We start from the raw sequence: 23,597 nt of genomic DNA, 5'->3' as shown, positions 1-23,597 counted from the left end.
ATGGAAAGGGGAGCGTGCACATGGATATTGTAAAGGCTCGTGCACTGAGCAAAATCTATCAAGGAAAGATTTCCTATGAAGCATTGTCCAATATTGATTTGACCATTCAAGAGGGGGAGTTCGTTGGGATCATGGGCCCGTCGGGGAGTGGAAAAACTACCCTACTTAACATGGTGTCTACGATTGATTCACCCACATCAGGGGAAGTTTTGATTAATAATCAAAACCCACACCTTCTCTCGCCAGATCAATTGGCGCTATTTCGTAGACGGGAGCTGGGATTTGTTTTTCAATCCTTTAACCTCTTGAACACATTGACAGTAAAAGAGAATATTTTACTACCGTTAACGCTTGATGGCACTAGCTTGGATACGATGAATCATAAAGTTGCCGCTATTGCTGACAAATTAGGTATTACCCCGATTTTGAATAAACGTACGTATGAGATTTCAGGTGGACAAGCACAACGTACAGCGATTGCGAGGGCCATGATTCATCAACCGAAATTACTGCTAGCTGATGAGCCGACAGGGAACTTAGACTCAAAGGCAGCTAGAGATGTCATGCAACTGTTGTCTACATACAACAAGAACGATCAAACGACCATGATGCTTGTTACGCATGATGCTTTAGCTGCTAGTTATTGCAATCGAGTCGTTTTCATTAAAGATGGCAAGCTTTTTAATGAAGTATATCGTGGGGACAACCGTCAGGCATTCTACCAGAAAATCATGAATGTGTTGTCGTTATTGGGGGGAGAGGCGCATGACTTTTCAACAGTACGCTCGTAATAACGTGATGCGAAACAAGCGAGCTTATGCTGCTCATTTTTTGAGCTGTGCCTTCTCCGTTATGATGTTTTTCACGTATGCTCTGATCTCTTTTCATCCTGATCTGCAAGGAGATCTAACAGGCTGGAGCGTGACAATGAATTCGCTTGGAAAAATGGCGATGAAATTGCCTCCATACTTCATCTTTATCTTCTCTTTTTTCTTTGTCTTGTATTCCGTTAGTGCTTTTTTGCAAACACGGAAAAAAGAATTTGGCATTTTGCTCATCCATGGAATGACAAACAAGCAATTAAACAAGCTAGTGTTTTTAGAGAATATGATTATTGGTGTACTTTCTATGGCATTGGGAATATTGGTTGGTCTGGTATTTGCCAAGCTTGTCTTACTGATTAGTGCAGATATGCTAGCTATAAATAAAGGTCTGCCATTTTATTTGCCCTATAAAGCAATCGGAATTACTCTAGGCGCCTTTTTTGTCTTGTTTTTGGCTATCTCTTTCTTCACCTCCAGAACAATGAAAGTGAATAAGCTGATCGAACTAATGCAAACGGGTGAAAAGCCGAAGCCGGAGCCTAAAGCTTCTATTTGGTTATCAATCCTTGCAGTTGTCTTGATTGGGACAGGCTATCTGTGTGTCTTCTATTTTGCGATAGGTAACCATCTGTTTTCTATATTATTTAGTGGGGTGGGGCTTGTTGTCGTTGGAACCTACTTTTTCTTCACCCAGTGTAGCGTATTCATCATTCGTTTTTTACAGAAGAGAGAAAGGCTCTTTTTTAAAAGAACGAACATCCTGACTATGGCAGAATTGGTGTACCGCATGCGAGACAATGCAAACATGTTTTTTATGGTAGCGGTTGTCTCAGCAGTAGCCTTTGTAGCCATAGGAACCTGTGCAGCTATGGGAAATCAAGGATTGGCTAAAATTAAAAATCCATATGCATTTACCTATATTTCTTATACGAAAAATCCACAGGAACAGGAGCATGTTTCCCTAATTGAAAGAGAGTTGACTAACGCAGGATTCTCTTATCATCATGCTTTTGCTGAGATAATCTGGACAGATAACAACTTGGTCATGTCCGTAACAAATTATAATCAACTGGCACAAGCTCTTGAGTATCCTACAGAAACATTAAAAGAAGGGGAATTTTTGCTGATCCCAGGAAGATTTGCTCAAGAACGGGGGATCAATAAACAGAAGTTTGATCAACAACTCCATCTTACAAATGGCACCTTGAATCTTGATTTGTCTATGAAAAAAGCGGTTGATCATATGGTTATGCCACAAAATTTTGGCGATGATTACTTTGTGGCAGTAACGGATCAGACGTACGAAAGAATTCTTGCTAGTCATTTGGAAGCTAGTGTAGACGCGTCCAAAGGTTCATCAGAGTCACAAAAGAATGGAGAACATCCTAGCAATTCTGAACAAGCTTCATCTCAAGATTTGCAAGAATCATCTGAATCGGAGACAGTACAGCTACCTATGAGAATCAATGCCTTTGTGGTAGAAGATTGGGTAAACACCCTACATGTATCAAATCAATTGAATGAAAGATTGCAGCACTATGAATCACCGTATCATTTTTATGCTTTAAGTTTGGAGTGGAAAGAAGCTAAGCAAGAGAATGGATTACTACTTATATCAAGTGTAATGATTGGTTTTGTGTTCTTCACATTCGCTTCTAGCTTTCTTTATTTCAGATTATATACAGATTTGGACAGGGAGCATGCCCAATACCAACTGATTGGGAAGCTAGGCCTTACTGGTAAAGAATTAAGAAAAACCGTAACAAGACAGTTGCTTATTATGTTCTTTTTACCTATCGTGATAGCGATTGTTCACAGTGGAGTAGCATTTACCGCTCTTCAACAATTGCTCCCATATTCAGTCATGGCAAGTTCTGTGATTGTTCTCGGATGTTTTGTGGTCACCCAGTTCTTGTATTTCTGGCTGATTCGCTGGCGGTATCTCAAATTGCTTTACAGGGGAATTGTCTAAAGAAAGCCATTTGAGGGTTAAATAACAAAAGAGTAGGATTGAACATCAGATTTGAGGTATAGAATTGAGGTATTAGTTATAGGGCATAGGGATGAAAGATTCCTTATGCCTTTTTTATATGAACGGGAAAAATTTTGCTAAAGTTCCTTTCCCAAAATTTATTTTATAGAATCCTTTGATCAAACTCGTTCTAAAAAAGTGTAGCGTTCTAGAAACTCGTTCTAGTAAAGATAATTTACGGAGGAGCTATTTTATCAGGAACTCTGTTTCTAGGAAGTACGTAACCTTTCTAGAGAAGATCATATCTCTTAAAAATGTCCAATCAAATTTCAGCATAGCGGGCTAGCATGGTATATCAAATCACCTAGACTTTGCCCGTTTTTCTTTCATTCTTCGAAAAAGCTCTAAACTTTCCTTCAAGTACTCCGCTTCTTCTTCTGTTAAAGAGTCGCCCCCTGTGATAAAGGCAAGTCCCGTAGCTTGATCGCTATCATCCAAGGAGTAATTATTTTCTTCCTTTTGCTGTTTGTTGAGCAAGTAATCGGTAGATGTTTGATATATTTCAGCTAATTCTTTGAGAGAGGTAGCATCAGGTTCATAGGTATTTGATTCCCATTTTGAGACAGTGGTGTTATCGATGCCTAATTTGTCTGCAATCTCTTTTTGGGTCCATTTATATTCTTTTCGTTTTTCCTTTAATCGTTCTCCGAGAGTCATTCCTATCACCGCCTTGTCTAACTTATGATCAATACCTAGCCTGTTTACTCCCATTATATCTATTTAGTTGAGGTATTAGCAAGTTTTGATTGACTTTTGAGTTTTAATCAACTATCATTAAATTGAAAGTTGATTAATGCTCAAATTTTTCGCTTGAAATAGCTGATTCAGCAAGTTCCAGAGGGGGAAGATGAGAATGCGGTCTACAGAGATGAAACTAACACTGGATATGAAACAGGTAACAATTCCGGTCGGTAGGGAAGCTAGTATGGTTCTCATTGACCCTGTTCAAGGGAAAGTTAAAATAGTGTCCCTGGTTCATCACGGTGAGACTATCGTCAAATCTAGCCAAGGCAAGATAGCTAAAATAGCATTCCAAGAAAATGAATTATTTTAACAACTACATATTGGCCTGATACCGAGATGCGGGAGGGCGCTGGATATTTCCACTACGAGTGGGAGTGTCTGGCGTCCTTCTTTTTTGTTAGGAAAAAATCTATAAAACCTATATCGACATTCAATGAAATGAAAAGGAGGGAGAACATGAGCAACCGCAATCAAAAACAGAGAAGGCAACATCAAGCTAGTAAAACAACTCCAAGACAGAAAAAACCTAGAGAGATCTCAGAATATGAGTGGAGACGCTTGATGGGAGATACCACAAGTATTCAGTTTTTGAAAGATAGAGCAGCGAACAGACGATGAGCCTGCTACGAACAAAGCAGATAAACATATGAGCACTGAAAAAGTGACTGATTAAAACAAGGGGGATAAAAGTATGACAACGAACATGAAAAAACTAATTACTTCCTATAAAGGAACCAAAAAACAACTAAAGAGTATGTTAGCCCAAGTTGTGAGTTCGGATCAAGGTGCTAGTTCTGATCATGCACATCATTCCAATCAAGAAGCATTGCGCAGTAGTCTAGCTGCAAGTATTCGCGATGTGGAATATGCGATCGAATGGCTTGAAACACGAAGACAGCCTGATAATCAACGTGGTATTGAGAGACGATCTAAGGAACAGCGCGAAATTTTATTAGATCCTTTTAAAATGCAGAGCTATGTGACACCGGGTACAGGAGGATGCCGAGTCGGCGTAAGTGATGCTGAACGGGAGATGATTGATTTTTATCTTCAGTTTGTAACGGAAAAAGAAAGAGAATGTTATCTCATGGTGCATGGAGGAGGCTTTACCCACGACAAGGTTGCTGAAATGTTATTTTTATCTAGAGGGAATGTATCCACCTTGCTTTCCCGGGCCCAACAAAAAATTGAATTTGCCAAGAATCTAACAGCTATCCTTGTGATGGCTGTTTTCTTTTTGAGAAAGGGGGCGTTAAACCCCTTGATAGCGAACGTTTGTTTGTGTGGGGCAGAAGCCACCTATAAGTGTAAGGACCATTTGGCGAGGCATGAACCGGTGAGCAAGGAGGTACACACCAGAATGATCCTGCATCCAAGATTACTAGGAGTCGTCAGAGTACAATTGGCTAACAAAGGTAAGCAGTCTACAAACAAGCCGTCAACAGAAACACAATCAACAGACAAAAAAGCTTATCAGACAAGGAGACAGGCAAAAACATTTGAGGGAAGACCTCCTCCAAAAATTGATAAAGCTTCGTCAAAACAGCGCAAGGAGGTGCAAAGCTAAGATGGACAGAGATTTGTCCACACTAATTGATTTGGTAGAAGAGGCATACCCCGATGTAGCGATTATCTCCCAATTAGGAGAGTGGATGAAGGGGACGTTCCAACTACCTTCCGCTTTTGTCATGACTCAGACTGTAACGGAAAAGGGAAACAGCTTGACCAGTTACAAAGTGATTTGCGAAGCGACCATCATGTTGCATTATCCTTTGGAACAAGACATACAGGTTCCGCTTTCTACAACTGTTCTTCGTGAATTGTTAAGAAAGCAACGTTTTAGTTACCGTGGTAAAAACAATCTCTTACTTGATATCGACCCGGGCACATTCAATGTAAATACAGAGAAAAAGGAACGGGCTGAGATTACGTTTCGCTACGAATACCTCATGCCTGTACCAAGAGAGCGGGTAGAAAAAATTAACACCTTCGAGGTGAAGGAGGATGAGCATGGCTAAATTAAAAGGACAAACAAGTGAAGAGACGACGAAAAAAGCTGAATCTAAAAAGCAAAGTGTTGAAGCTGAAGCGCTAAATCTCAACACTACTGCTCAGGAAAACAAGCGAACTCGTCAGGAATGGATTGAGAGCGCACCGCTCTTGCAAGCCGAGCGCTTTGAAGTAGCAGGGGCGCTACATGCATTTGCTAACCATCAAGTAATGAATGAACAACAAGTACGTCAATACGTATCTACATTTCGAGGAGGCAAGTAAGTATGACAATCCAACGTGAACGACCAGGTGTAAACGTAGAATTAAAGGCAAAAGCGCAAGAACGGGTATTACCAAAAAGCGGTGTGGTACTTGTACCATATCTAGCTGAATGGGGAGCTCCTGATCAAGTCATCACCATGAAAGGCTATGAAGAGCGCGTAGCAGAAACCTTTGGACATATCGGAATCTTGGAGCTAGCAGCAGAAGGCGGTGCTACCGTACTTGGTTATCGTATGACGAGCGGAAATGGCGTTGCAGCCAGCTATACGCAATCTGATTCCTTTACCTTAGAAGCTCGTTATCCAGGATTAGTTGGTAACGATCTACAAATCTCTATCAAAGAATCCACAGTTGAATTAGGTAAAAAGGAATTACAAGTCAAAGGTCCGATAAAAACAGAAAAATTCTCTTTTGCTAACGTGGACGAGCTCGTGACAAAAGCAGAGCAATCTATTTATATCAAAGTGAAAAAGTTGGGTGACAAAGTAGCAGAAGAGACAATGATGATTTCACTCGAAGGTGGAACAAGTGGTATTACTTCGCTAACAGCTAATGACTTTACTACCTTATTTAACTCCATCTCTGGTACAGATTTTGACGCAATGTATTTGCCATCAGCTGATGTTGCAATCCAAGCAGCAGCAAAACAATTCATGTCCGACCGCGAACTTTTTAGCAAAAAACGTAGCACGCTAGTAATCGGAGGTTTGAAAGATAAAGATAACAACATGAACGAGCATGTACAGCGTTCTGTTGCTAACAATTCTCGCCGTGTTGTGAACTGCGCTATTGCAGGTCAACATGTGAACGGTAAGACTTATGGAAGCCTAGAATGGGCAGCATGGCTTGCTGGAATGATCGCTGCTACCCCTGCGCACATTTCTCTGAGTGCACAGCTGGTTCCGTTGAAAAAAGCGGAAAAAGACTGGGGGCATACTGATATTCAGGCAGCACTTAACTCTGGCACATTGATTGCAGTGCGTGATGGTGACGTGTACTTGATCGAAAGTGCGGTCAATACCTTAACAACGCTGAAAGCAGCAGAACGAGAGGATTTTGGTAAAATTCGTGTCTCCATGACGCTGGATCAGATTGTTAATGACATTACTTCTGTAGGCAAAAAGTATAAAGGTAAATTGGATAACAACGATATTGGTGGTGCGACGTTCGTTGGTGCGGTAAAGACTTATCTCGAAGTGCGTGAAGCTCAAGGAGCTATTGACCAAGGATGGATTTTTGAAGATAAGAAAAATGGGATTGGTGACAAACGTGGTTTCCGTTTAGCGGCCAAACCACTTGATGCTATTGAGATTTTCGATATTGAATGGGAGGTGCTGTAAGCATGCGTCAAAGCGATATTAAATTAAAAAATTGTCAGGTATATGATGAAAACGGTGATCCAATCTACGGTACATTGGAAGGAAAAGCTGTCCTAAAAACAGAGTATGGAGATGTAAAACGTCTACAAAAGGGCTCCGTACAAACGATTGACTCTTGGCACGTAGAGGTTACTTTAAAGGTATCATCTGTTAACGCCTTGCTCAAATATTTTTGCGTGGATCAAATTACAGAGGGCAGAACTCCTGTTATTCCACAGCTTTTAGGCGAGATGATCGACAAAGAAAACGGAAATACAGAGCGTGTTCGTTTAACTGATATCTATTTAAACCCAGAAGAAATTACGTTATGGGAAGCGAAGGCGGACGGCAATGATCATGCGGCTTATGAAATTAAGGGGCGCAGTAACAAGAAGCCTGATTACCTTGATAAATTACCGGAATATACAGAGGAATAGGGGGGCTTTGAGTGGGTAAATTAGAAAAATTCTTAGCACAAGCAAGTGAAACGACGCCACGTCATGAGGTAGAAGTCAATATTGATGGCGAGGTATGGAAGGTACGTCAGCTTACCTTAATGGAAAGCCGAATTTGCGAGCGGGAGGCGGATAAAGGCGATAAATTCGACTGGTACCGCTATAATGATGCTCGCATCGTGAAGGCAACCGAACACGACTTTAACTGGAATGATCCAGAGCTAAAGAAAGCGTTCAAAATAGGTGACAAATTTGAGCTTCCAGGCAAACTATTTGATCGAAACCCAGATGCGTATGCACTACTCTTAGAGACGGTTCGCAAAGCAAATCAGGGTCAAACGGAAGAGGAAGCGATTGAAGAAGCAAAAAACTAATTCAATCCGACGCGGAGGCCTGGCATCTCGCAAAGGCTTATCTACATGGAAGAGGTCTCCCGGCGGAAATTGTCGAGTATGACGTGGATCGCTATAAGCAAAAGTTATTTGTTATCGCATGTCAGATCATTGAATTAGAGGCGGAGGAGGAGTGATATCCTCCGCCGTTTTTTTTAATAAGGCAAGATGTAGTATGAACGGAGGTGAGTGGAAATGAACAACGATATGGTCGTAGAGCTACTTTCCGTCCAGAAAGAGATGTATAAGGTAAGACAAGGCATGATGGAGTGGAAACGCGATGCGGTCTCTTTACAGGTAGCATGGGGGCAAATGGGACGCGATTTCTTACGGGAAACCGATAAGATGGAGCGTCGCATCAAAGAGTTGCATTCCCAATTAAAACGCTTGGGGACTTCTGTGCAAGCCAAGCTCCGAGTGACCATTGATGATCAGGCGACGCAAAAGATTTCGCAGATGCGCAGTCAAATAAGCCAGTCTCTTGTAATAAGCGGAGGAGGCAGTAGTGGTGGCAGTAAGGCAAGCGTCATGGACCCTATGGGTGATTATTTAATTAACTCTTATAATGACGCAATACCTGATTCTCAGGCTGCAGCCAAAGAACGTGGGCTGTTTATGGCTAGGGGTAAGACTGAACTAGAGGGTCAAGAGTTGGACCGCAGTGTAGGAAGAATGACACAGATTAACCCTGAAATGATGAAAGCAGAAGCTACAGCGATCTATAATCGGAGCGATGAGGTAAATCCAACCAATAAGGCTGAATATGCGGAATTTGCTGCTAAATTAAGCATGAGCACAGGTTTCACTTCTGATCAGAGCTTAAAAATGATGGCCCTACTACGCGACAGCACAGGAGTTAATGATCCCGAGCGCCTCGCTAATTCTCTTCAATACATGAGTACCAATATGAAGGATTTTAGCGATGATTTTGTTTCATCAATGATTAAAAACACATCACAATTAGGCTTATTAATGGATACGCCTGAAAAAATGGCTATGCTAGTCGGCGAAATAGGCAACATGGGAATACCATCAAATGGGCTACCTTTGGAAGCTTTGAAGGATCTAGCTTTGAAAATGTCTACTCAAGGTGAGATGAGCAAGGTCTTACAGCGGGGCTATGAAGCTGATGGAAAAAGTCCTGAAGAAGCAAAAAGATTAGCTACGATTGAGTCCAAAGAAGTAACTCAATTATTGCACTCAGATAACAAAAGCGATAATCAGATGGCTATGGGACGTATCTTTATGAATGTGGCATCTATAAAAGATGATAATGTGCGTCAAGAGATGCTAAATGAGGTCGGTTCAGGCTCTGGTAAAGAATTATTACAATATCTGGAGCCTCTTATAGAGAGTGCGGGAAACATTTCCGCCGGTTTAGTAGTTAATAAAGTGGCTGATGATGAAGCGGAGAAATCATATCAGGCAGCAAAAGATCAGAATCCATGGTTTGAATATATGCAGGCACAAAACGAAGTACGATTAGCGATGACAGAGTTGGCAGCCACAGTTGCAAAAGATTTAGCACCAGGTTTTAAAATTTTAAGTAATGGGATTGCGAATGTCGTCCAATCTTTTAATAAATTACCACAAATGGCTAGATTAGCAATAGAAGGAGTAGTCATAGCTTTTCTAGCAAAAAAGGCCAAAAAATCACTACAGGGCGAACAAGGTGATTCCAAAAACATTACAATAAAGAAAATCGATGTGAAACCAAAGATCACCATCAAAAATAAGGTCAACGTTACATTACAAGACAAGAAAAAAGTCATCTGCCAATGTAGTTGTTCAGGTGATAGTGACGCAGGTGGCCAGCAACGAAAAAAACGGAAAGGCTCAAAAGGAAAACGAAAAGGTAAGCGGAGTCAGAAGCAACGTGGTCCATCCAAAAATGGTGGCAAAAACAGCGGTGGAGCCAGCAAACAAAATAGAAACAATCCAAGTAACCCAAGCAATCAGAAAAAACCTAATAAACCAAACAGTCAACCTAAATCAACAAAACCACTTAACCGAAAAGGTAACATCCCTACTCCAGCTCCATCAAAAAAAGGCAAGCTAGCTACCGGCTTTGGAAAACTCAAGGACATTGGCGGCAAAGCTTTTGAGGGGATAAAAAATTTCGGTGGTTCTACGTGGGATGGATTAAAGAATCTGGGCGGTAAAGGTTTGGGTGGAGCTAAATCCTTTGGTAAAGGTCTGCTGAAAAAAATTCCTTTTGTAGGAGAAGCAATGGGTCTCGCTTCACTAGCTACGTCAGACAACAAACCGATGGAGCTATTAAAACTAGGCGGAAGTGCCGGAATGAAAGCAGTCGGTACTATGATAGGCGCTACAGTTGGCTCAATTGTACCGGGATTGGGTACAGCGGTTGGTGGAGTAGTTGGTGGGTATTTAGGTTCGGTTGGTGGAGATTTTCTAATGGATAAATTGCCTGATTGGTTCGGATGGGGAAAGGAAAAGCCACAGCCACCTCCTGCACCAGTGCCACCTCCTGCACCAGTGCCACCCGCACAGCCACCGATTCCAACTGATTTTGATGCTAGTCAGATCAAACCTATGAGAAGAAAACCACAAAATACGTTAGCTATAACACCAGCACCGCCCGTAAAACCTGTAGCTACGAATGCGGTAAATAAGAAGGAATCAGCTCAAAATCTATCAGTAACGGTCTCAACTATGCCCATCACACTACATGCAGATGGTGTACTTCAGGATGTGGTAGGCATGATTCGATTATTGAAAGACCCTTCCGTTACGAATGAAGTAAAGCGTATCATCGAGACTGCTTTCGTCAATGCGTTAGAGACAAGAGGTGGAAAAGCATGATTCGTATGCAGGGAAAGTATCGGCTGACGTTTCCCGTAACCCCAGCAGAGGTGCAAATAAAAGGCTACGGAAACGATGCAGAAACATCTACGAGCATTTCGCTTGTTACCAAAAACAGACTATCTGCTCATCGAGCGAAATCAATCTCCTTTGATTTTTGGCTTCCAGGTGATCTAGAGTCGCCTTTAATTGAAGTGGAAGGATATCAGGGACCGCGTGAATGGTTAGCAGGCTTAGATCGTATCTCAGGGAAAGAAGTTTTGCTCACGATTGACGAACTGAATTTAGCTTGGAATGTATTGATTGGGCCTGTAGATGGGACTTTTAAAGGAATGAATGTAGATTATTACGGTTCCATTGAATTACCTATTTTTATCAAAGATGAGTTCGTAGAGTGGTCCAATAACAAAGAACTCCTCCAACCCCCTATGATCATGGCTAAGCAACAAAAGGCCCGCGCAAACACCACTGGAAAAACAGCAAAGAAACAGCAAGCCAACCCATATTTGCTCACCCCAGCTCAAAACATGATTCTTCAAGATAGAGAATTGCGTGCTAAACAGCAGAACCGTATTGAAAAGAAAATTGAGGAGCCTAAGGGCAAAGCCTAGGAGGGAGCGGCTATGCGTGTCATTTACGGAAAAGATGCTACCCGACTTGAACTCACCCCTGCCGTGACGGATGTCTCTTGGTCTTCTTCCAGAGGACAGGTCGCCCAAGTGTGTCAGATTCAACTGCGCAATCCCCCTGTACTAGCTGCTGCCGGCTATCTCATGATGTTTCCCAATGAGTTAAAAGAAAGTGAACAGCTTTTTCATGGCCCCTTAGTAGAGTGGAATCGGGATGAAAAGACGAAAGATGTGAGCGGTACAGCATATGAGCTTTCATGGTATTTACAAAAAAATGATTGCTCAAGACCCTATCTCAATGGAGACGCAGGGACAGAACTGGAGAAGATCATGAAGGGGGCAGGCATTTCGTTTCAATGTCCAGCCTTTGGATTTACCTTGAAGGAGCGGCTCTCTTCCCAGCCGTATACTTCGCTATTTACCGATATTGCGGAGAGAGCCTTTGAACGCACAGGACTTCGCTATTTTATCCAGCATGAGCGCGATAAGCTGATCGTTCTGGCAGAGGGAAACAATCCATATGTTCCCGTGTTTCAAGCAAAAATGCTGGAGGCTAGCTCAACAGGGGAAAGCTTGGAAGAAGTGTACACAGCAGTAACGGTAGAACGTTATGAAGGAGATCGGGAGGCAGGCAGAATCACTAAGGAACATAGTGATTTGATTAAAAAAGTGGGACGGATGCAAAAAATTATTGATGCAGGTGAGGATAAGAACCTCGCCTCTTTGGCGTCCAAACAGCTTGCTACGTTAGCTAAAATACCACGAACACGTTCCATAACCGTTCGTCATACAAACTCGCTCATTGCTAGATTGCGGGCAGGCTGGCTAGTGAAAATTCTGGAGATGAATGGTCAACAAAGTAGCTGGATTGTGACCTCCTGCAATACGCGGTGGAAAAATAGGGAGTTTGTGATGGATTTACAACTGGAATGGAGAGGATAGGGGATGCAACAAGCAATTAACAGATTGTTTACGCAAGCGAGAAGTGGCATTAGTGATACCCAAATCGAAATTGGTACCCTACAAAATTATGCTCCTGTTGTCATCAAGCTAGATCAGGACCCCATACCGTTAAAAGAAGTTGAAGATGATTTGGTGTTTTTTAAGAGTGAGCTATTCACGGCACTTCAACTGGGAGCGACCTATGCCTTGATGCGTTGTTCTACGGGACAATATCTGGTGCTGGGTGAGGTGAAATAAATGTTTCCTACTTTAGAAGGTATTGTGGAAATGACAGATGCTACTCCTCCAATCCCTTGGACATATAAATTGGATTGGTCTACGTATCAATTTGTCAAAGGGACAGATGGTAGACATGTAAAGACCAGCAATTATGCTGAGTATTTGGAAGAGATTGCGAAAAAAATCCTGCATACCAAGCGCTTCCAATATGCTATTTACAGCGATCGAATGGGGGTAGACTTTTTTGAGCATATTGGAAAACTGCCAAAGCATGTGCCCTTGACTTTAATCAAACGCGATGTGGAGGATGCGTTGGAAGCTCATTCAGAGATTGAACGCGCAGAGGTCACCGATAGTAGGTATACAGACAATCGGATTGCCCTAAGGCTAGAAATTGAAGGGACACGCGGAAATACTAAGGTGGTGATAGATATTTGGAAACGATAGAGAAACCACAAATGCCGATTCTTCAAGAAAGTCCAGACCATATTTATCAGCGTATAGCCAATCGTGCTATTGCATATGCAAAAGAAAACGGACAATCTCCTCCTACTGCAGAAGAAGGGGAGATTTTTTACGATTTTTGGTACCCGTTAGCAAAAGAAATATCGGAGCAGCAACAATTATCCCAATATAGTCTCCTACAGGCGTTTGTCGTTTGGAGTGACGGTGAGTTTCTGGATGCTCATGGATATGCAGAAGGAGTAGATCGCAAAGAGGGAGAGGAAACGGAAGTCTATCGACAACGCATTCTCCATAAAAAGAGAACAGAGGAGGGAAATGGACGCGCAGAGGACTATATCAGATGGGCCTTAGAAATGGAGGGAGTTGGTGGCGCAGTTGCTATTGAACACGAACGTCACGATGTATCGATTGATTTATATCTGACTGATTTGAAGGGTCAGCCTGTTACATTAGAATTTGCTTCTCTCTTACAGAATCAACTGGAGCCAAAACGTATTGCAGGTCATGATTTGAAATGTTTTCCTGCTGAAATTTTCAACCTTAATGTGAGGGTAAAGCTTCAATTAGATGATGTATCGAAGAGATCGGAGATAACTTCACTTATTACAAATCGAATTCAAGAATATATAAAAGGGAGTACTAGCATTGTGTATCATTTATTAGGTGCACTATTTTGGGTTGATGGTGTAAAGGATTATACAAACTATACTTTAAATGACGGAACAGAAAATCTTAGTAAACCAATAAAGGCTGTTCCGCGTGTTAATTTGGTGGTTGAGCTATGATTCCTTTTCGATATCGCCAGCAATTGCCGCCATATTGGTATGAAAACGAAGTAGCAGGGCTCCATTTTGTGTCAACAGGAGAAGAGATTTTGTTTCAAAAAAATAAAATAGAAGAATTAGGAAATCAGTACCTTTTGCCCTATGCCATCTTTGGATTAGATATATGGGATTGGATATATTTTCGGGACAAACGAAACGGTACAGTAGAAGAAAGACGAGAAGCGATACGTAAAAAGAATATAGCAAAAGCCAATTTTACATTAGATACATTATATGTATTAGGCAGAATGGCAGGAGATCTAAAGAAAGTTACAGAGGATTTCACTAATAAGGAAATCATATTTGAGTTCTCAGGTTATCGATCAATAAATCTGATGCAGCTAGCAGTTGATTTTGAAAAAATACGACCTGTTCATGTTCTGAAAGAGAAAATCATTGCAAGTAGTCATGGAGGGATTACCTTTACATCAGGTCTGACAAAGTTTTATGAAACACAAAAAAGGGATTGTGGTGCTTTTTTTAGCGGAGGAGAGAATGATTTATGCTAACTGACCATCTATTAGAGGGACAGGCAAATGCCTTGGAATCTGCTTTTTATTCGGCAGAGGTAGAACTGGATGATAAAATCGTTCCTGTTAGTTTATTGAAAATACGACAAAGTGTTGATAAAGTTACTTTTTTGATCCGTCTCTCAGCCTCCATGACAGGAATAGTAACGAAATGTATTGTAAAAGATGTCAACGGACAGGTAGTTTGGGAAGATTGCTTGCAAATGGAGAAACCTAACCGTGAAATAACTCTTAGCATACCAATCGAACTACAATGGAAGGCAGGTGAATAATTTGGCGTATGAAAAACAGCTCCACATCAACCGTCTTGTTAATCGCCCCAACACATACAACTTTCATCAAAATGAAGACGGTACAGTTTCCATTATCCCTGCGTGGGAACAGATTGCAGGTACGCCTGTAGATGAAATTCGATTGAATTACATGGAAGATGGGATTTATCGTGCTCACTTTTTGATTGAAAAAGCGAGTCGCCGTATTTCCCGTATTGAAGCACATTTAGACATTGATAGTCGAGGAGTATCCGGAGCACAGGCGAGATTTGCAGACACTTACGACGGGCAGATAGACCCTGTTTTACAATTGGATGAGACAAAAACCTATGCCACAGTAGCTCTATCCTCTAGTGCTTCTGCTGTGGCTATTTCTGTTGCTTCCACAACAGGCTTCACAGTTGGACAAGAAGTTACGATCTGTGACGATACAGCTTTTGAAAATCAGACTATCACAGCCATTGGATCAGGGAAGATAACCCTTTCTAAGCTGATCAACAGCTACAAAAAAGGAGCCATGATCGCACGATCAACGGTGAATCGTGATACAACTGTGCAGAAAATGAAAATCGGTGGTTGGAATACACACACGATTACGATTTCGTTGGGATAAATGGGAATGAATTACAAGATTAGCCTCGAATAACACTCTAAGGGGGATGAATGCAAAATGGCAGTGATTTACCTAGGCTTAGTTGAGTTAGGTACTCTATCTTTTAACGGAACAGAAATTGATATTCCTACAAGACCCTATCCATCGGATGTTATCCCGCCTGGAGCTTTTTATGGTGGAAATATACCAGATTACCGAGATGGTTACACAATTAATTTCAATAATACTTCAACATCTTCTTCAAAACGTGTCAAATGGCACAAGGTGAATGATAATGGAAAGATACTTTTTATATGTGACAGGGTTCTAATCGCTAATATATCATGGAGAACCTTAGATGATCTTGGCTTGGTTAAAGGAAAAATAGTAACAATAGATGGAGAAAAATATAAATGTAGAATTTTAAGCGGAGGTATAAGGGGGCGTGGCTCAATTAGCAATAGCCCTTTTGGGGGGATGCCTTCAAACGAGTGGGATCGTATTGTAATAAACGAAAGTGGGATCGTTGGACTGCCAAAACCAAGTAATTATGATATTAATAATCCAAGCCAAGGTACTGTTGAGAATGTGCAGAGTGAGCATAATAAAACTTGGAATTGGTATTCTATGGTATCTTGGTGTCAAGAACTCGTTAGTGAAGGAACTAAATCCTATTCTGCACGGGGTGGGAGTTACTCTGTAGGAACAGCTGCGAATGGTTTTGCTTCTCCATTTGGATTGAAAACATATAAACATATTGGATGGCGTCCCGTTCTTGAATTTTTGAACGAACCTCCGGCTATTTCAGTAATCTCTCCTCTTGATAATCAAGTATTAATAGAAGATAAAATACTACGACTGGAAGGAACTATGTTTGACCGTGACAATGGTAATGTCGTCACGGTCAAATACCAAATCAATACGGGAACGGCAAGGGCGGCGCAATCCGGAGTATCAAACGGTAGCACGCCTCTTTCTTTTTCCAAGGGACTAACCTACCGAGGTGGTAGACTGTATGACGGCTCCATTGATGTATCAGGGTTACTAGGAGAAGGAACCAATCACACGGTATCCATATGGGCTGAGGATGACCAAGGTGGTAAATCTGATGTCGTCACCCGTACTTTTACCGTTAAGCACAATAAGGCTCCTATTATTACTGTTGGCACGTTCCCTGCTGTGCAATCTGGTCTGATTCCACCGGATTCTATTACTCTCTCAGGTACTTCATCCGATCCAGACGGGAATACCCTCACAGTAAAAGGGAAGCTCAACAGCGGTACGGAACAAACGGTGCTCAGCGGTGTTGCAAGTGGTAATTGGTCGTATTCGTTTAAAGTGAGTGATCTTAAAGCTGGAGCTAACACCGTGACGATAACATCTACAGACCAGTTTGGGTTATCGACAGTTAAGACCTTCAATGTAACCAACGCCGTAACAGAAACACCTATGAAAAAATCTGTTGCTCGTTATAAAATCCTAGCACCAAAAGGATCAGCCAAAGAAATACTTGCTTGGCTAAAGAGAGAAAAAGGCAATCTAGTTGTTGATGCTGAGGCATCTTTTGTAGATAAGGGACTGCGAGAGCAATATACAGCCATGACCAAGGAAAGTGTCGATCTTACTACTTTGATTTCAGAGGATGAGTTGATTAGCACTGTAGCTACAGCAAAATCAGATGTTATGTTCAAGCTGACATTGAGCAGGACCAATACAAGTACAAATGAATCAGCCGTCATGCTAGTGGGGGTGATTAGATAGTGGAATATATAAAGAGAAATCCAGACGGAACATTTGGTAATGTGGTAGAAACACCAGGGCATCAACTTGATTTACCTGAGGAATTGATATCTACTTTGGAGGCAATTGTACAGTTGGATAAGCAGAACGTATCGTCACAAGAGACAATAAAACAGCTAAATGATCGAATTTTAGCTTTGGAAGATGAAGTGAAATCAATGAAAGCAGGTGAGAAACAATGGTAAAACCATACATGATCCCTGTCTATGCATACCTAGTAAAGTCAGGCGAATGGGCAATAGAACCGGTGAAAAACGCACAAAAAATTCTACCCGAAGCATACAGGCTGCCAGTGGCAGAATTCTTAGCAGATCAAGTTAATAAGAAGTAGGAGGCGCCTCTCATGTGTAATGAGTAGGCGTTTTTTGATGGGAGAGCCGTTTATACGGCTCTCCAATTGATAAGGTGGTGATAGATATATGGCAGAGGTAAAAAAACCAGACATGCCGCTGCTGCGCGAGACAGCGGAAGAAATTTACCAACGGATGTATAATCGCGCAAGTGAACTTGCTACAGCCCGTGGTGAGACTCCACCTTCCCCAGAAGAAGGCGAGATTTTTTATGATTTTCACTACCCACTCGCTATGGAAATCTCCGAGCAGCAACAATTAGATGAATATCGTTTTCTACAATGGTATTTGCCTTGGGCAGATGGGGAATTCTTGGATGCCTGGGGTGTGTTTTTAGGGGTGAAGAGAAAAGCAAACGAGCCAGACGAATTATATCGCCAGCGTTTAATAGCTAAGGCTGGGGAAGAGGAAGGAACAGGAGCTGAGTATGATTACAAACGTTGGGTGAAAGAAGTACCTAATGTAGGAGAGGTGTTTATCTGGGGTGAGGCGCCAAATACGGTGCACATTGCGTTAACCGACCAAGATGGGCAACCTGCCAGTGAAGAATTGGTCAAGGAAGTAACGGAGCATCTGGCATTGCCAGATAAGCATAGCCTCAACGACAAAGTAATGGTGCAAGCAGCGAAAGCATTGGAAGTAACGGTAAGTGGAGACTTGCTGGAGTGGGAATCTACTGTATCTATAGAAGAAATAAAAGAGAAGATACAAGCTGGCATTGTGGCATATGTCAACAAACAGAGCAAGAAGATACTTTATTCAGAGGTATATCGCTTGTTCAAAGTAGATGGTGTTATTGATTATCGTAATGTTTTGCTAAATGGTACTCAGGATAATATCGATTTCACTTTTTCAACCATACCAATTATGAAAAACGTGACGGTGAATACGCCATGACTATGATTCCAGAGAAATATCGAGCTGTGTTGCCGCCCTATTGGTATGAGAATCAGGTAGCGGTGCATCATTTTGAAGCAGGAGAAGCTGAGAGGGATTATCAACAAACCCGCAAGCTAGATGTGGAACGGCAAACGATGATCACAACAGTTACATGGGGACTACCATATTGGGAGTATATGTTCCAAGTTATTCCCAAGCAAGGTGATTCCTATGAGACGCGACGCGCACGTGTGATGGCGAAGTATCGGGAGCGGTTACCCTTTACACCAGCGCTGGCAGGTAGTATTACCAGACTTTTTATCAAAGAACAGGCAGCGGACCAAGTTCTCATAGAGGAAAACCCAGATACAGGCTATTTCTATATCTCGGTTCCTCTGTGGTCGATTTATGACGTAGCCTCTTGGGTGCATGATATTCATAAGCGAAAGCGGGTTCCGCATGTGTTCATGCCGCAGTTGGCAGTGTCAAATGAGATTGCGATTACTGAAATTATCAAAATCAATCGGAGACGTTATCACAAGGTTAGCGAATTTCGAGTCGGCATGACTCCTATTAAATATCAGGATGAGGTGATTATTTGATGGATAAAGCCTATTTGGAACGGGCGGCACAAGATTTAAGTAAACGTACTTCTAGCCTCATATTAAACAACCAAACAGTCCAATTGAGATCTACCAAGCAGGATGGAAATAAGGTTGTGGTAATAACAGAGCCAGTGAGCGGGATAACGAAGGTGTCCACTTTAAAACTGCTGGATGAAGCAGGCAATCTCATAACCGAAAGAACGGCTAATGTGGATGTATTAAGCGATCAATCGTTGGAATTCCGATTCGAATTTGAAGTGAGAGGAGCGAAAGCCTGATGCCGTACAATCCTAAATTAGATTGGCAGTATGATGATCCCGTCATGGAGACGGATATCAACCGATGGGAAAAGGGAATAGACGATGCACACAAGCTACTGGAACAGCACACCGTGGCTATTTCGGCCTTGCAGATTGACGTGAAGACGATAAAAGATGCGGTGTTTAACAACTTCACGGACAACGTGTTTTTCGAGAATTTTGCAACGCTTAATGACATCACATTAACAGAAGGCTGGTATGACGGGGCCAATAAAAGGTTGGTGGTGTAGTGTTGTTTGGAAATCTATGATGACTTCGGATAACGGCAATATTAGAAAGGAGGATGTTTTGTGGCTCAATTAACACATGCATTTCCCGAGGTTAGAAATCATTCATCGCAAACACATAGACTTACGATTCCTAAACTTGTACAGGTGAGAGGTGTAACGGTAGATAAAGGGAACGTGTCTTTTTCAGTCAACGGCGACGAAATCACATTCAATCTAAGTGGCAGACCTTATGACAGGGTAGTGCAAACTGGGGGGAGTTATACACCTTCTCAATCAAAAACAGAAACCGATGCAAGATATGGAATATCAAATACAAGCTCAACACCCCCTTCATTTCCATCAAGTATTCCTTATAGTCAAGGTGGATACAGTGGAACTCTTTATAAATCAGGCGGTGTTGTCACAATTGAACCTTTGCCGGGTGCTTGGCACTTTACACAGAACTACTCAGGAACAGTAACAAAACCAGCAGTTGATACTAGGACGTACGACTACTTCTATGCGTATACAGCTACAGTTGATTACCTGGTTAACTCACTACCTACGATAAACATCAAAAAGCCTTCCGACAATCTCGTATTGGCTGATGGAAATAGCATGGCGATTGAGGGCACCGCCTCCGACACCGACAAAGACAACGTAGTCACAATAAAATACCGCATCAACAACGGCACCACAAGGGCGTTGCAATCCGGAGTATCCAACGGTAGCACGCCTATTTCTTTTGCCAAAACGTTGACGTTTCGTTCCAAGCGTCTCTATGACGACACAACCGATATCACAGGTTCTGACCTAACCGAAAACACCGACCATACTCTTACCATTTGGACAGAAGACGACCAAGGCGGTAAATCAGCAGAGGTCACACGTAAATTCCGAGTCGTCCACAACAGACCACCCGTTATCAGCGGACAAAATGAAGACCTCGGCGTATTAAGTGCTATCCCTTCCAAGAACTACACAGTCACAGAGCCAGAGGGTGACGCGTTTACCATCACGGAGAAAATCAACGGCAATGTTATTCGCACATTCGCTGGGACTGACAGCAAGGAAAATACCGTGACCATCCCACAAGACACATGGCTAAGTCTCTCCTTAAACGACAGTCACATTATCACTATAGAAGCAACTGACAGCAAAGGCATGACCTCTACCAGAACATTCACTTTTCAGAGAACGGCAGAGCGACTAGCGTTTCATTTGAAAAAACCATTCTCAACAGACATTGCTGCTAAACGTATTTTGGTAACCATCGATGCAACCGTTCCATCAGGAGCTGATTACAAGGTTGAAGTCTCAAATAACGCTTTCGATGAGTTACCAACGTGGGAGGACGCAACGAATTTCGTCAAGTTCAACCGAGGCTTTATATTCACCAATAAGGAAAAAACAGCGGAGAAATGGGGCGTTAGCTTACGTTTTTCTTTCACGAAAGGAACCGCAACAGAGCCTGTTATTGTACGTGGATTCGGAGGTGCATTCGATTGATTCTCACAAAGCCCAAAGCATTATCTCAAATCCAAGCTGATCGTGAACAAAAGGAGATGTCTCCAGAGCTGGTGGTAGCCTATGAAGCCATTGCACAGCTTTATGAAAAAATGACAGCTCTTCAGCAAGCTCTCGAAGAATTAAAAGGAGGTGAACAATAATGGTAAAAGAATACATGATCCCTGTTTATGGATTGCTTGTCAAAGCAGGACGACGTACTATTGATTCTCTCCCCCAAGATTATCAAATTCCCGTAGCTGAGTATCTATCAAAACAAAACGAGGAATAATGGGATGCCTGCTCATTTCGAGTAAGGCGTTTTTATTTCCTCAAATCCGCAAGCCTCACCCAGTCAGGGCACCTTCGTAAAAAAAGGTGCTCTTTCTTTTACGCAATATCCGACGAGGAGGGAAAATGGCATGGAAGAGAGCGTAATGAACTCATTGCTCCAACAAGGTCCGTTTGCTGCTCTGTTTGTCTGGCTGTTATTCTCTACCAAAAAAGAGGGGAGAGACCGCGAGACGAGGTTGGTCAAACAAGCACAGACACGCGAAGCCAAACTCATGGAACATAACGAACGCATGGTCATTCAACTGGAGCGAAATACTTCAACCCTTCAGCAGATTGAACGAAGCCTATCTGGTTTGGAAATGGAACTGCAAGAATTAAAAGAAAAGGTAGAATAAAAGGAGGATATGCGTATGGAAAAACCGATTTTAATCATTGATGCAGGACACGGAGGAGCTGATCCTGGAGCAAGTGGAAATCATATGCAGGAAAAGGATTTGACGTTGCAAATTGGTTTGTACCAGTTGCAAAGATGTAGGGAATTAAATCTTCCTGTTGCTATCACCCGCACTACAGATACCACACTCACCCCGTCACAGCGTACTACCCTCGTCAAACAAAGCGGAGCCACATACTGTATTTCCAACCACATCAATGCAGGCGGTGGGGAAGGTGTAGAAGCCATTCACTCTATCTTTACTTCCAACAAACTAGCAAACGCCTTAGCTCAAGCAGTAGCTGCCGAGGGGCAAAGATTCCGTAGAGTATATACACGAGTAGGTTCAGATGGTCGGGATTATTATTTCATGCATCGCGAAACAGGTGCAGTAGAAACGATTATTATGGAATATGGGTTTATTGACCATGTGGGGGATGCACAAAAACTAACAAACAATTGGAAACGATATGCAGAAGCAGTGCTCAAGGCCTTTTCCAGTCATATCGGTCATCCGTATTCTCCTGCTTTAGAAGAGCCTATTGACGATTTTCAAATGGCTGTGGATGCTCTTGTGCAGGCAAAAATCATAACTTCTCCCGACTATTGGAAACAAAATGCTGGCCCTAATGGAACTGTGCTTGGTGATTACGCTGCCCAGCTCATTAAAAACATGGCAAATCACCTGAAAGCTGGTGCCTGAGTGGAGAAACAAGGAAATATACCGATGCTGGTTGCAGGTATAGTCGGTTCAATAAAGCTATTAGCTGATACATTCGGCTACCAAATTATTACAGATGAACAGGTTAATGCCATTGCTAACGGTGTTTCTGCCGTGGTGGCTATTATTGCTGTGTTTCTAAATAATAGACAAGAAAAACAACAATAGAATAACGAACTCTATCATTTTCTTCTGGTAATCATCATGAATTGAGGTAACCTAGTACAAGCCTTTCAGCAGTATTTTTTAGCTGGGAGGCTTTTTTTGTTTTGTCCTTCTCCTATTGTTAATAGATGTATTCATGTTTTCTTTGAATCGTAAGCCAGTCTCCAATGAAAAACTTGCATCCATATCCTATCTTTTGTAAAATGAAAATAAGAACATACATTCGAATTTTGTGTCAAAACCATACATAAAGAGGTACTTATGCAAATAAAACAAGCGCACCCGCTTATGGCTCAAGAAATCGCACAATTCTTTTATGAACATATCACTGAAAATTCAGATTCAATTGCTACTCGTGAGTATCTATGTCCAGATGGTGCCAGAGCAGCTGTCCGCAGAAACCAAGTGATCGTGGCTCTGGATGAAGATGTGATTGCCGCCGCCTTTCGATTTTATCCAAAAAAATCTACACAAACCATATCACTTTATCAATTTGCTGTTGCTAAGAACTATCGAGGAAATAGATTGTTGTATACCATGTTACAAAGCTTGGGTGATTATCCGATTGAGGTACTTTGTCCAATTGAATCTAGCTTTAATAGCTACTATTCCATAAACGGCTGGAATTGTAAAAGTCAGAGTAAAGATTGTAACCTTTGGGAGTGGAACACGGAGTTTTCATGTATGTAACGGTAACGTGGCATTCTATTTTTTTATTAAGTTACACAGAAGTAACACTGTGTTTCTTTTGTGTAACTTATACCTATCTAATGAAATAAAGAACGAAACCAGTCTAATCCCTTTACTTTTATTTAGTGGAAGCGTTTACTGAAGATGTGATAAATCGAGTGAAATAACCTCGAATGAGTAATAATAAAGCATATTAATACAGTAAACAGAACCATACATGAATAGA

At 41.9% G+C, this 23,597-nt stretch carries 29 protein-coding genes and 2 pseudogenes; 30 read left to right on the top strand and 1 reads right to left on the bottom strand.

Annotated features, from left to right (window positions below):
* Positions 1–20: 20 nt before the first annotated feature.
* Entirely contained in the window at positions 21–791 is a 771-nt protein-coding gene (locus EEL30_25375) for an ABC transporter ATP-binding protein (protein ID QDX95327.1), read from the top strand.
* A complete protein-coding gene (locus tag EEL30_25370; GenBank protein ID QDX95326.1) occupies positions 766–2,796 on the top strand; it encodes an ABC transporter permease in 2,031 nt (676 codons plus the stop codon). Before EEL30_25375 ends, EEL30_25370 begins: the two co-directional genes overlap by 26 nt.
* A gap of 360 nt (positions 2,797–3,156) precedes the next feature.
* Here the strand turns inward: EEL30_25370 and EEL30_25365 are convergent, their stop codons facing one another.
* The gene (locus tag EEL30_25365; GenBank protein ID QDX95325.1) at positions 3,157–3,513 is read right to left on the bottom strand and encodes a helix-turn-helix domain-containing protein; all 357 of its coding nucleotides are present in this window, start codon (positions 3,511–3,513) and stop codon (positions 3,157–3,159) included.
* Between the two features lie 196 nt (positions 3,514–3,709).
* Between EEL30_25365 and EEL30_25360 the strand changes: the two genes are divergently transcribed.
* The 28 genes and pseudogenes from EEL30_25360 to EEL30_25225 all read left to right on the top strand — a co-directional run bounded on the left by EEL30_25360 (position 3,710) and on the right by EEL30_25225 (position 23,371).
* The gene (locus EEL30_25360) at positions 3,710–3,910 is read left to right on the top strand and encodes a hypothetical protein (GenBank protein QDX95324.1); all 201 of its coding nucleotides are present in this window, start codon (positions 3,710–3,712) and stop codon (positions 3,908–3,910) included.
* Between the two features lie 381 nt (positions 3,911–4,291).
* Positions 4,292–4,905: pseudogene (locus EEL30_25355) on the top strand (RNA polymerase subunit sigma-70).
* 55 nt (positions 4,906–4,960) lie between these two features.
* Entirely contained in the window at positions 4,961–5,167 is a 207-nt protein-coding gene (locus EEL30_25350; GenBank protein QDX95323.1) for a hypothetical protein, read from the top strand.
* 1 nt (position 5,168) lies between these two features.
* Positions 5,169–5,618, top strand: a complete 450-nt coding sequence (locus EEL30_25345) for a hypothetical protein (GenBank protein QDX95322.1) — start codon at positions 5,169–5,171, stop codon at positions 5,616–5,618.
* A complete protein-coding gene (locus EEL30_25340) occupies positions 5,611–5,874 on the top strand; it encodes a hypothetical protein (GenBank protein ID QDX95321.1) in 264 nt (87 codons plus the stop codon). The genes EEL30_25345 and EEL30_25340 overlap by 8 nt, the downstream gene beginning before the upstream one ends.
* A gap of 2 nt (positions 5,875–5,876) precedes the next feature.
* On the top strand, positions 5,877–7,214 hold the full coding sequence (locus EEL30_25335) for a phage tail protein (protein QDX95320.1): 1,338 nt from the start codon (positions 5,877–5,879) through the stop codon (positions 7,212–7,214).
* A gap of 2 nt (positions 7,215–7,216) precedes the next feature.
* A complete protein-coding gene (locus EEL30_25330; protein ID QDX95319.1) occupies positions 7,217–7,669 on the top strand; it encodes a hypothetical protein in 453 nt (150 codons plus the stop codon).
* A gap of 11 nt (positions 7,670–7,680) precedes the next feature.
* Positions 7,681–8,061 carry a hypothetical protein gene (locus EEL30_25325; GenBank protein QDX95318.1) on the top strand — a complete coding sequence of 127 codons (381 nt, stop codon included), beginning with the start codon at positions 7,681–7,683 and terminating at the stop codon, positions 8,059–8,061.
* A 213-nt stretch (positions 8,062–8,274) separates the two neighbouring features.
* A complete protein-coding gene (locus EEL30_25320; protein QDX95317.1) occupies positions 8,275–10,905 on the top strand; it encodes a hypothetical protein in 2,631 nt (876 codons plus the stop codon).
* Positions 10,902–11,516 (top strand): hypothetical protein, encoded by a 615-nt coding sequence (locus EEL30_25315; GenBank protein ID QDX95316.1) that lies wholly within the window; start codon positions 10,902–10,904, stop codon positions 11,514–11,516. The genes EEL30_25320 and EEL30_25315 overlap by 4 nt, the downstream gene beginning before the upstream one ends.
* A 12-nt stretch (positions 11,517–11,528) precedes the next feature.
* A complete protein-coding gene (locus EEL30_25310) occupies positions 11,529–12,476 on the top strand; it encodes a hypothetical protein (GenBank protein ID QDX95315.1) in 948 nt (315 codons plus the stop codon).
* 3 nt (positions 12,477–12,479) lie between these two features.
* Positions 12,480–12,734: a hypothetical protein gene (locus tag EEL30_25305; GenBank protein QDX95314.1), complete on the top strand. Its 255-nt coding sequence runs from the start codon at positions 12,480–12,482 to the stop codon at positions 12,732–12,734.
* On the top strand, positions 12,735–13,163 hold the full coding sequence (locus EEL30_25300) for a DUF2634 domain-containing protein (GenBank protein ID QDX95313.1): 429 nt from the start codon (positions 12,735–12,737) through the stop codon (positions 13,161–13,163).
* On the top strand, positions 13,151–13,966 hold the full coding sequence (locus EEL30_25295) for a hypothetical protein (GenBank protein QDX95312.1): 816 nt from the start codon (positions 13,151–13,153) through the stop codon (positions 13,964–13,966). The genes EEL30_25300 and EEL30_25295 overlap by 13 nt, the downstream gene beginning before the upstream one ends.
* On the top strand, positions 13,963–14,514 hold the full coding sequence (locus EEL30_25290) for a hypothetical protein (protein ID QDX95311.1): 552 nt from the start codon (positions 13,963–13,965) through the stop codon (positions 14,512–14,514). Before EEL30_25295 ends, EEL30_25290 begins: the two co-directional genes overlap by 4 nt.
* The gene (locus EEL30_25285; protein QDX95310.1) at positions 14,508–14,807 is read left to right on the top strand and encodes a hypothetical protein; all 300 of its coding nucleotides are present in this window, start codon (positions 14,508–14,510) and stop codon (positions 14,805–14,807) included. The genes EEL30_25290 and EEL30_25285 overlap by 7 nt, the downstream gene beginning before the upstream one ends.
* Positions 14,800–15,420: an integrase gene (locus EEL30_25280; GenBank protein ID QDX95309.1), complete on the top strand. Its 621-nt coding sequence runs from the start codon at positions 14,800–14,802 to the stop codon at positions 15,418–15,420. The genes EEL30_25285 and EEL30_25280 overlap by 8 nt, the downstream gene beginning before the upstream one ends.
* 753 nt (positions 15,421–16,173) lie before the next feature.
* A pseudogene (locus tag EEL30_25275) lies at positions 16,174–17,160 on the top strand (hypothetical protein).
* Positions 17,160–17,384, top strand: a complete 225-nt coding sequence (locus EEL30_25270; GenBank protein ID QDX95308.1) for a hypothetical protein — start codon at positions 17,160–17,162, stop codon at positions 17,382–17,384. The pseudogene EEL30_25275 and the gene EEL30_25270 overlap by 1 nt, the downstream one beginning before the upstream one ends.
* Before the next feature lie 234 nt (positions 17,385–17,618).
* The gene (locus EEL30_25265) at positions 17,619–18,446 is read left to right on the top strand and encodes a hypothetical protein (protein QDX95307.1); all 828 of its coding nucleotides are present in this window, start codon (positions 17,619–17,621) and stop codon (positions 18,444–18,446) included.
* Positions 18,443–19,030, top strand: a complete 588-nt coding sequence (locus tag EEL30_25260; GenBank protein ID QDX95306.1) for a DUF2313 domain-containing protein — start codon at positions 18,443–18,445, stop codon at positions 19,028–19,030. The genes EEL30_25265 and EEL30_25260 overlap by 4 nt, the downstream gene beginning before the upstream one ends.
* On the top strand, positions 19,030–19,311 hold the full coding sequence (locus tag EEL30_25255; protein ID QDX95305.1) for a hypothetical protein: 282 nt from the start codon (positions 19,030–19,032) through the stop codon (positions 19,309–19,311). Before EEL30_25260 ends, EEL30_25255 begins: the two co-directional genes overlap by 1 nt.
* A complete protein-coding gene (locus EEL30_25250) occupies positions 19,311–19,583 on the top strand; it encodes a hypothetical protein (protein QDX95304.1) in 273 nt (90 codons plus the stop codon). Before EEL30_25255 ends, EEL30_25250 begins: the two co-directional genes overlap by 1 nt.
* Positions 19,584–20,525: 942 nt before the next feature.
* Entirely contained in the window at positions 20,526–21,071 is a 546-nt protein-coding gene (locus tag EEL30_25245; protein ID QDX95884.1) for a hypothetical protein, read from the top strand.
* A gap of 419 nt (positions 21,072–21,490) precedes the next feature.
* Positions 21,491–21,757: a bacteriocin uviB gene (locus tag EEL30_25240; GenBank protein ID QDX95303.1), complete on the top strand. Its 267-nt coding sequence runs from the start codon at positions 21,491–21,493 to the stop codon at positions 21,755–21,757.
* Positions 21,758–21,772: 15 nt separating this feature from the next.
* The gene (locus tag EEL30_25235; protein QDX95302.1) at positions 21,773–22,498 is read left to right on the top strand and encodes an N-acetylmuramoyl-L-alanine amidase; all 726 of its coding nucleotides are present in this window, start codon (positions 21,773–21,775) and stop codon (positions 22,496–22,498) included.
* Positions 22,499–22,684, top strand: coding sequence for a hypothetical protein (locus EEL30_25230; protein ID QDX95301.1), 186 nt, complete (start codon positions 22,499–22,501; stop codon positions 22,682–22,684).
* Positions 22,685–22,942: 258 nt separating this feature from the next.
* Positions 22,943–23,371 carry an N-acetyltransferase gene (locus EEL30_25225; GenBank protein QDX95300.1) on the top strand — a complete coding sequence of 143 codons (429 nt, stop codon included), beginning with the start codon at positions 22,943–22,945 and terminating at the stop codon, positions 23,369–23,371.
* Positions 23,372–23,597 lie beyond the last annotated feature (226 nt).

This window comes from Brevibacillus laterosporus (assembly GCA_007833815.1).
GTDB lineage: Bacteria > Bacillota > Bacilli > Brevibacillales > Brevibacillaceae > Brevibacillus_B > Brevibacillus_B laterosporus_D.
The sequence above is the reverse complement of the archived record's forward strand: the minus strand, read 5'-3'. Positions and strand labels throughout refer to the sequence as shown.

What these genes read in the sequence shown, in the direction of transcription:
- EEL30_25375 (QDX95327.1), top strand. Translation starts at nt 21, where the DNA reads ATGGATATTGTAAAGGCTCGTGCACTGAGCAAAATCTATCAAGGAAAG.
- EEL30_25370 (QDX95326.1), top strand. Translation starts at nt 766, where the DNA reads ATGACTTTTCAACAGTACGCTCGTAATAACGTGATGCGAAACAAGCGA.
- EEL30_25365 (QDX95325.1), bottom strand. Translation starts at nt 3,513, where the DNA reads ATGACTCTCGGAGAACGATTAAAGGAAAAACGAAAAGAATATAAATGG.
- EEL30_25360 (QDX95324.1), top strand. Translation starts at nt 3,710, where the DNA reads ATGCGGTCTACAGAGATGAAACTAACACTGGATATGAAACAGGTAACA.
- EEL30_25350 (QDX95323.1), top strand. Translation starts at nt 4,961, where the DNA reads ATGATCCTGCATCCAAGATTACTAGGAGTCGTCAGAGTACAATTGGCT.
- EEL30_25345 (QDX95322.1), top strand. Translation starts at nt 5,169, where the DNA reads ATGGACAGAGATTTGTCCACACTAATTGATTTGGTAGAAGAGGCATAC.
- EEL30_25340 (QDX95321.1), top strand. Translation starts at nt 5,611, where the DNA reads ATGGCTAAATTAAAAGGACAAACAAGTGAAGAGACGACGAAAAAAGCT.
- EEL30_25335 (QDX95320.1), top strand. Translation starts at nt 5,877, where the DNA reads ATGACAATCCAACGTGAACGACCAGGTGTAAACGTAGAATTAAAGGCA.
- EEL30_25330 (QDX95319.1), top strand. Translation starts at nt 7,217, where the DNA reads ATGCGTCAAAGCGATATTAAATTAAAAAATTGTCAGGTATATGATGAA.
- EEL30_25320 (QDX95317.1), top strand. Translation starts at nt 8,275, where the DNA reads ATGAACAACGATATGGTCGTAGAGCTACTTTCCGTCCAGAAAGAGATG.
- EEL30_25315 (QDX95316.1), top strand. Translation starts at nt 10,902, where the DNA reads ATGATTCGTATGCAGGGAAAGTATCGGCTGACGTTTCCCGTAACCCCA.
- EEL30_25310 (QDX95315.1), top strand. Translation starts at nt 11,529, where the DNA reads ATGCGTGTCATTTACGGAAAAGATGCTACCCGACTTGAACTCACCCCT.
- EEL30_25305 (QDX95314.1), top strand. Translation starts at nt 12,480, where the DNA reads ATGCAACAAGCAATTAACAGATTGTTTACGCAAGCGAGAAGTGGCATT.
- EEL30_25300 (QDX95313.1), top strand. Translation starts at nt 12,735, where the DNA reads ATGTTTCCTACTTTAGAAGGTATTGTGGAAATGACAGATGCTACTCCT.
- EEL30_25290 (QDX95311.1), top strand. Translation starts at nt 13,963, where the DNA reads ATGATTCCTTTTCGATATCGCCAGCAATTGCCGCCATATTGGTATGAA.
- EEL30_25285 (QDX95310.1), top strand. Translation starts at nt 14,508, where the DNA reads ATGCTAACTGACCATCTATTAGAGGGACAGGCAAATGCCTTGGAATCT.
- EEL30_25265 (QDX95307.1), top strand. Translation starts at nt 17,619, where the DNA reads ATGGCAGAGGTAAAAAAACCAGACATGCCGCTGCTGCGCGAGACAGCG.
- EEL30_25260 (QDX95306.1), top strand. Translation starts at nt 18,443, where the DNA reads ATGACTATGATTCCAGAGAAATATCGAGCTGTGTTGCCGCCCTATTGG.
- EEL30_25255 (QDX95305.1), top strand. Translation starts at nt 19,030, where the DNA reads ATGGATAAAGCCTATTTGGAACGGGCGGCACAAGATTTAAGTAAACGT.
- EEL30_25250 (QDX95304.1), top strand. Translation starts at nt 19,311, where the DNA reads ATGCCGTACAATCCTAAATTAGATTGGCAGTATGATGATCCCGTCATG.
- EEL30_25240 (QDX95303.1), top strand. Translation starts at nt 21,491, where the DNA reads ATGGAAGAGAGCGTAATGAACTCATTGCTCCAACAAGGTCCGTTTGCT.
- EEL30_25235 (QDX95302.1), top strand. Translation starts at nt 21,773, where the DNA reads ATGGAAAAACCGATTTTAATCATTGATGCAGGACACGGAGGAGCTGAT.
- EEL30_25225 (QDX95300.1), top strand. Translation starts at nt 22,943, where the DNA reads ATGCAAATAAAACAAGCGCACCCGCTTATGGCTCAAGAAATCGCACAA.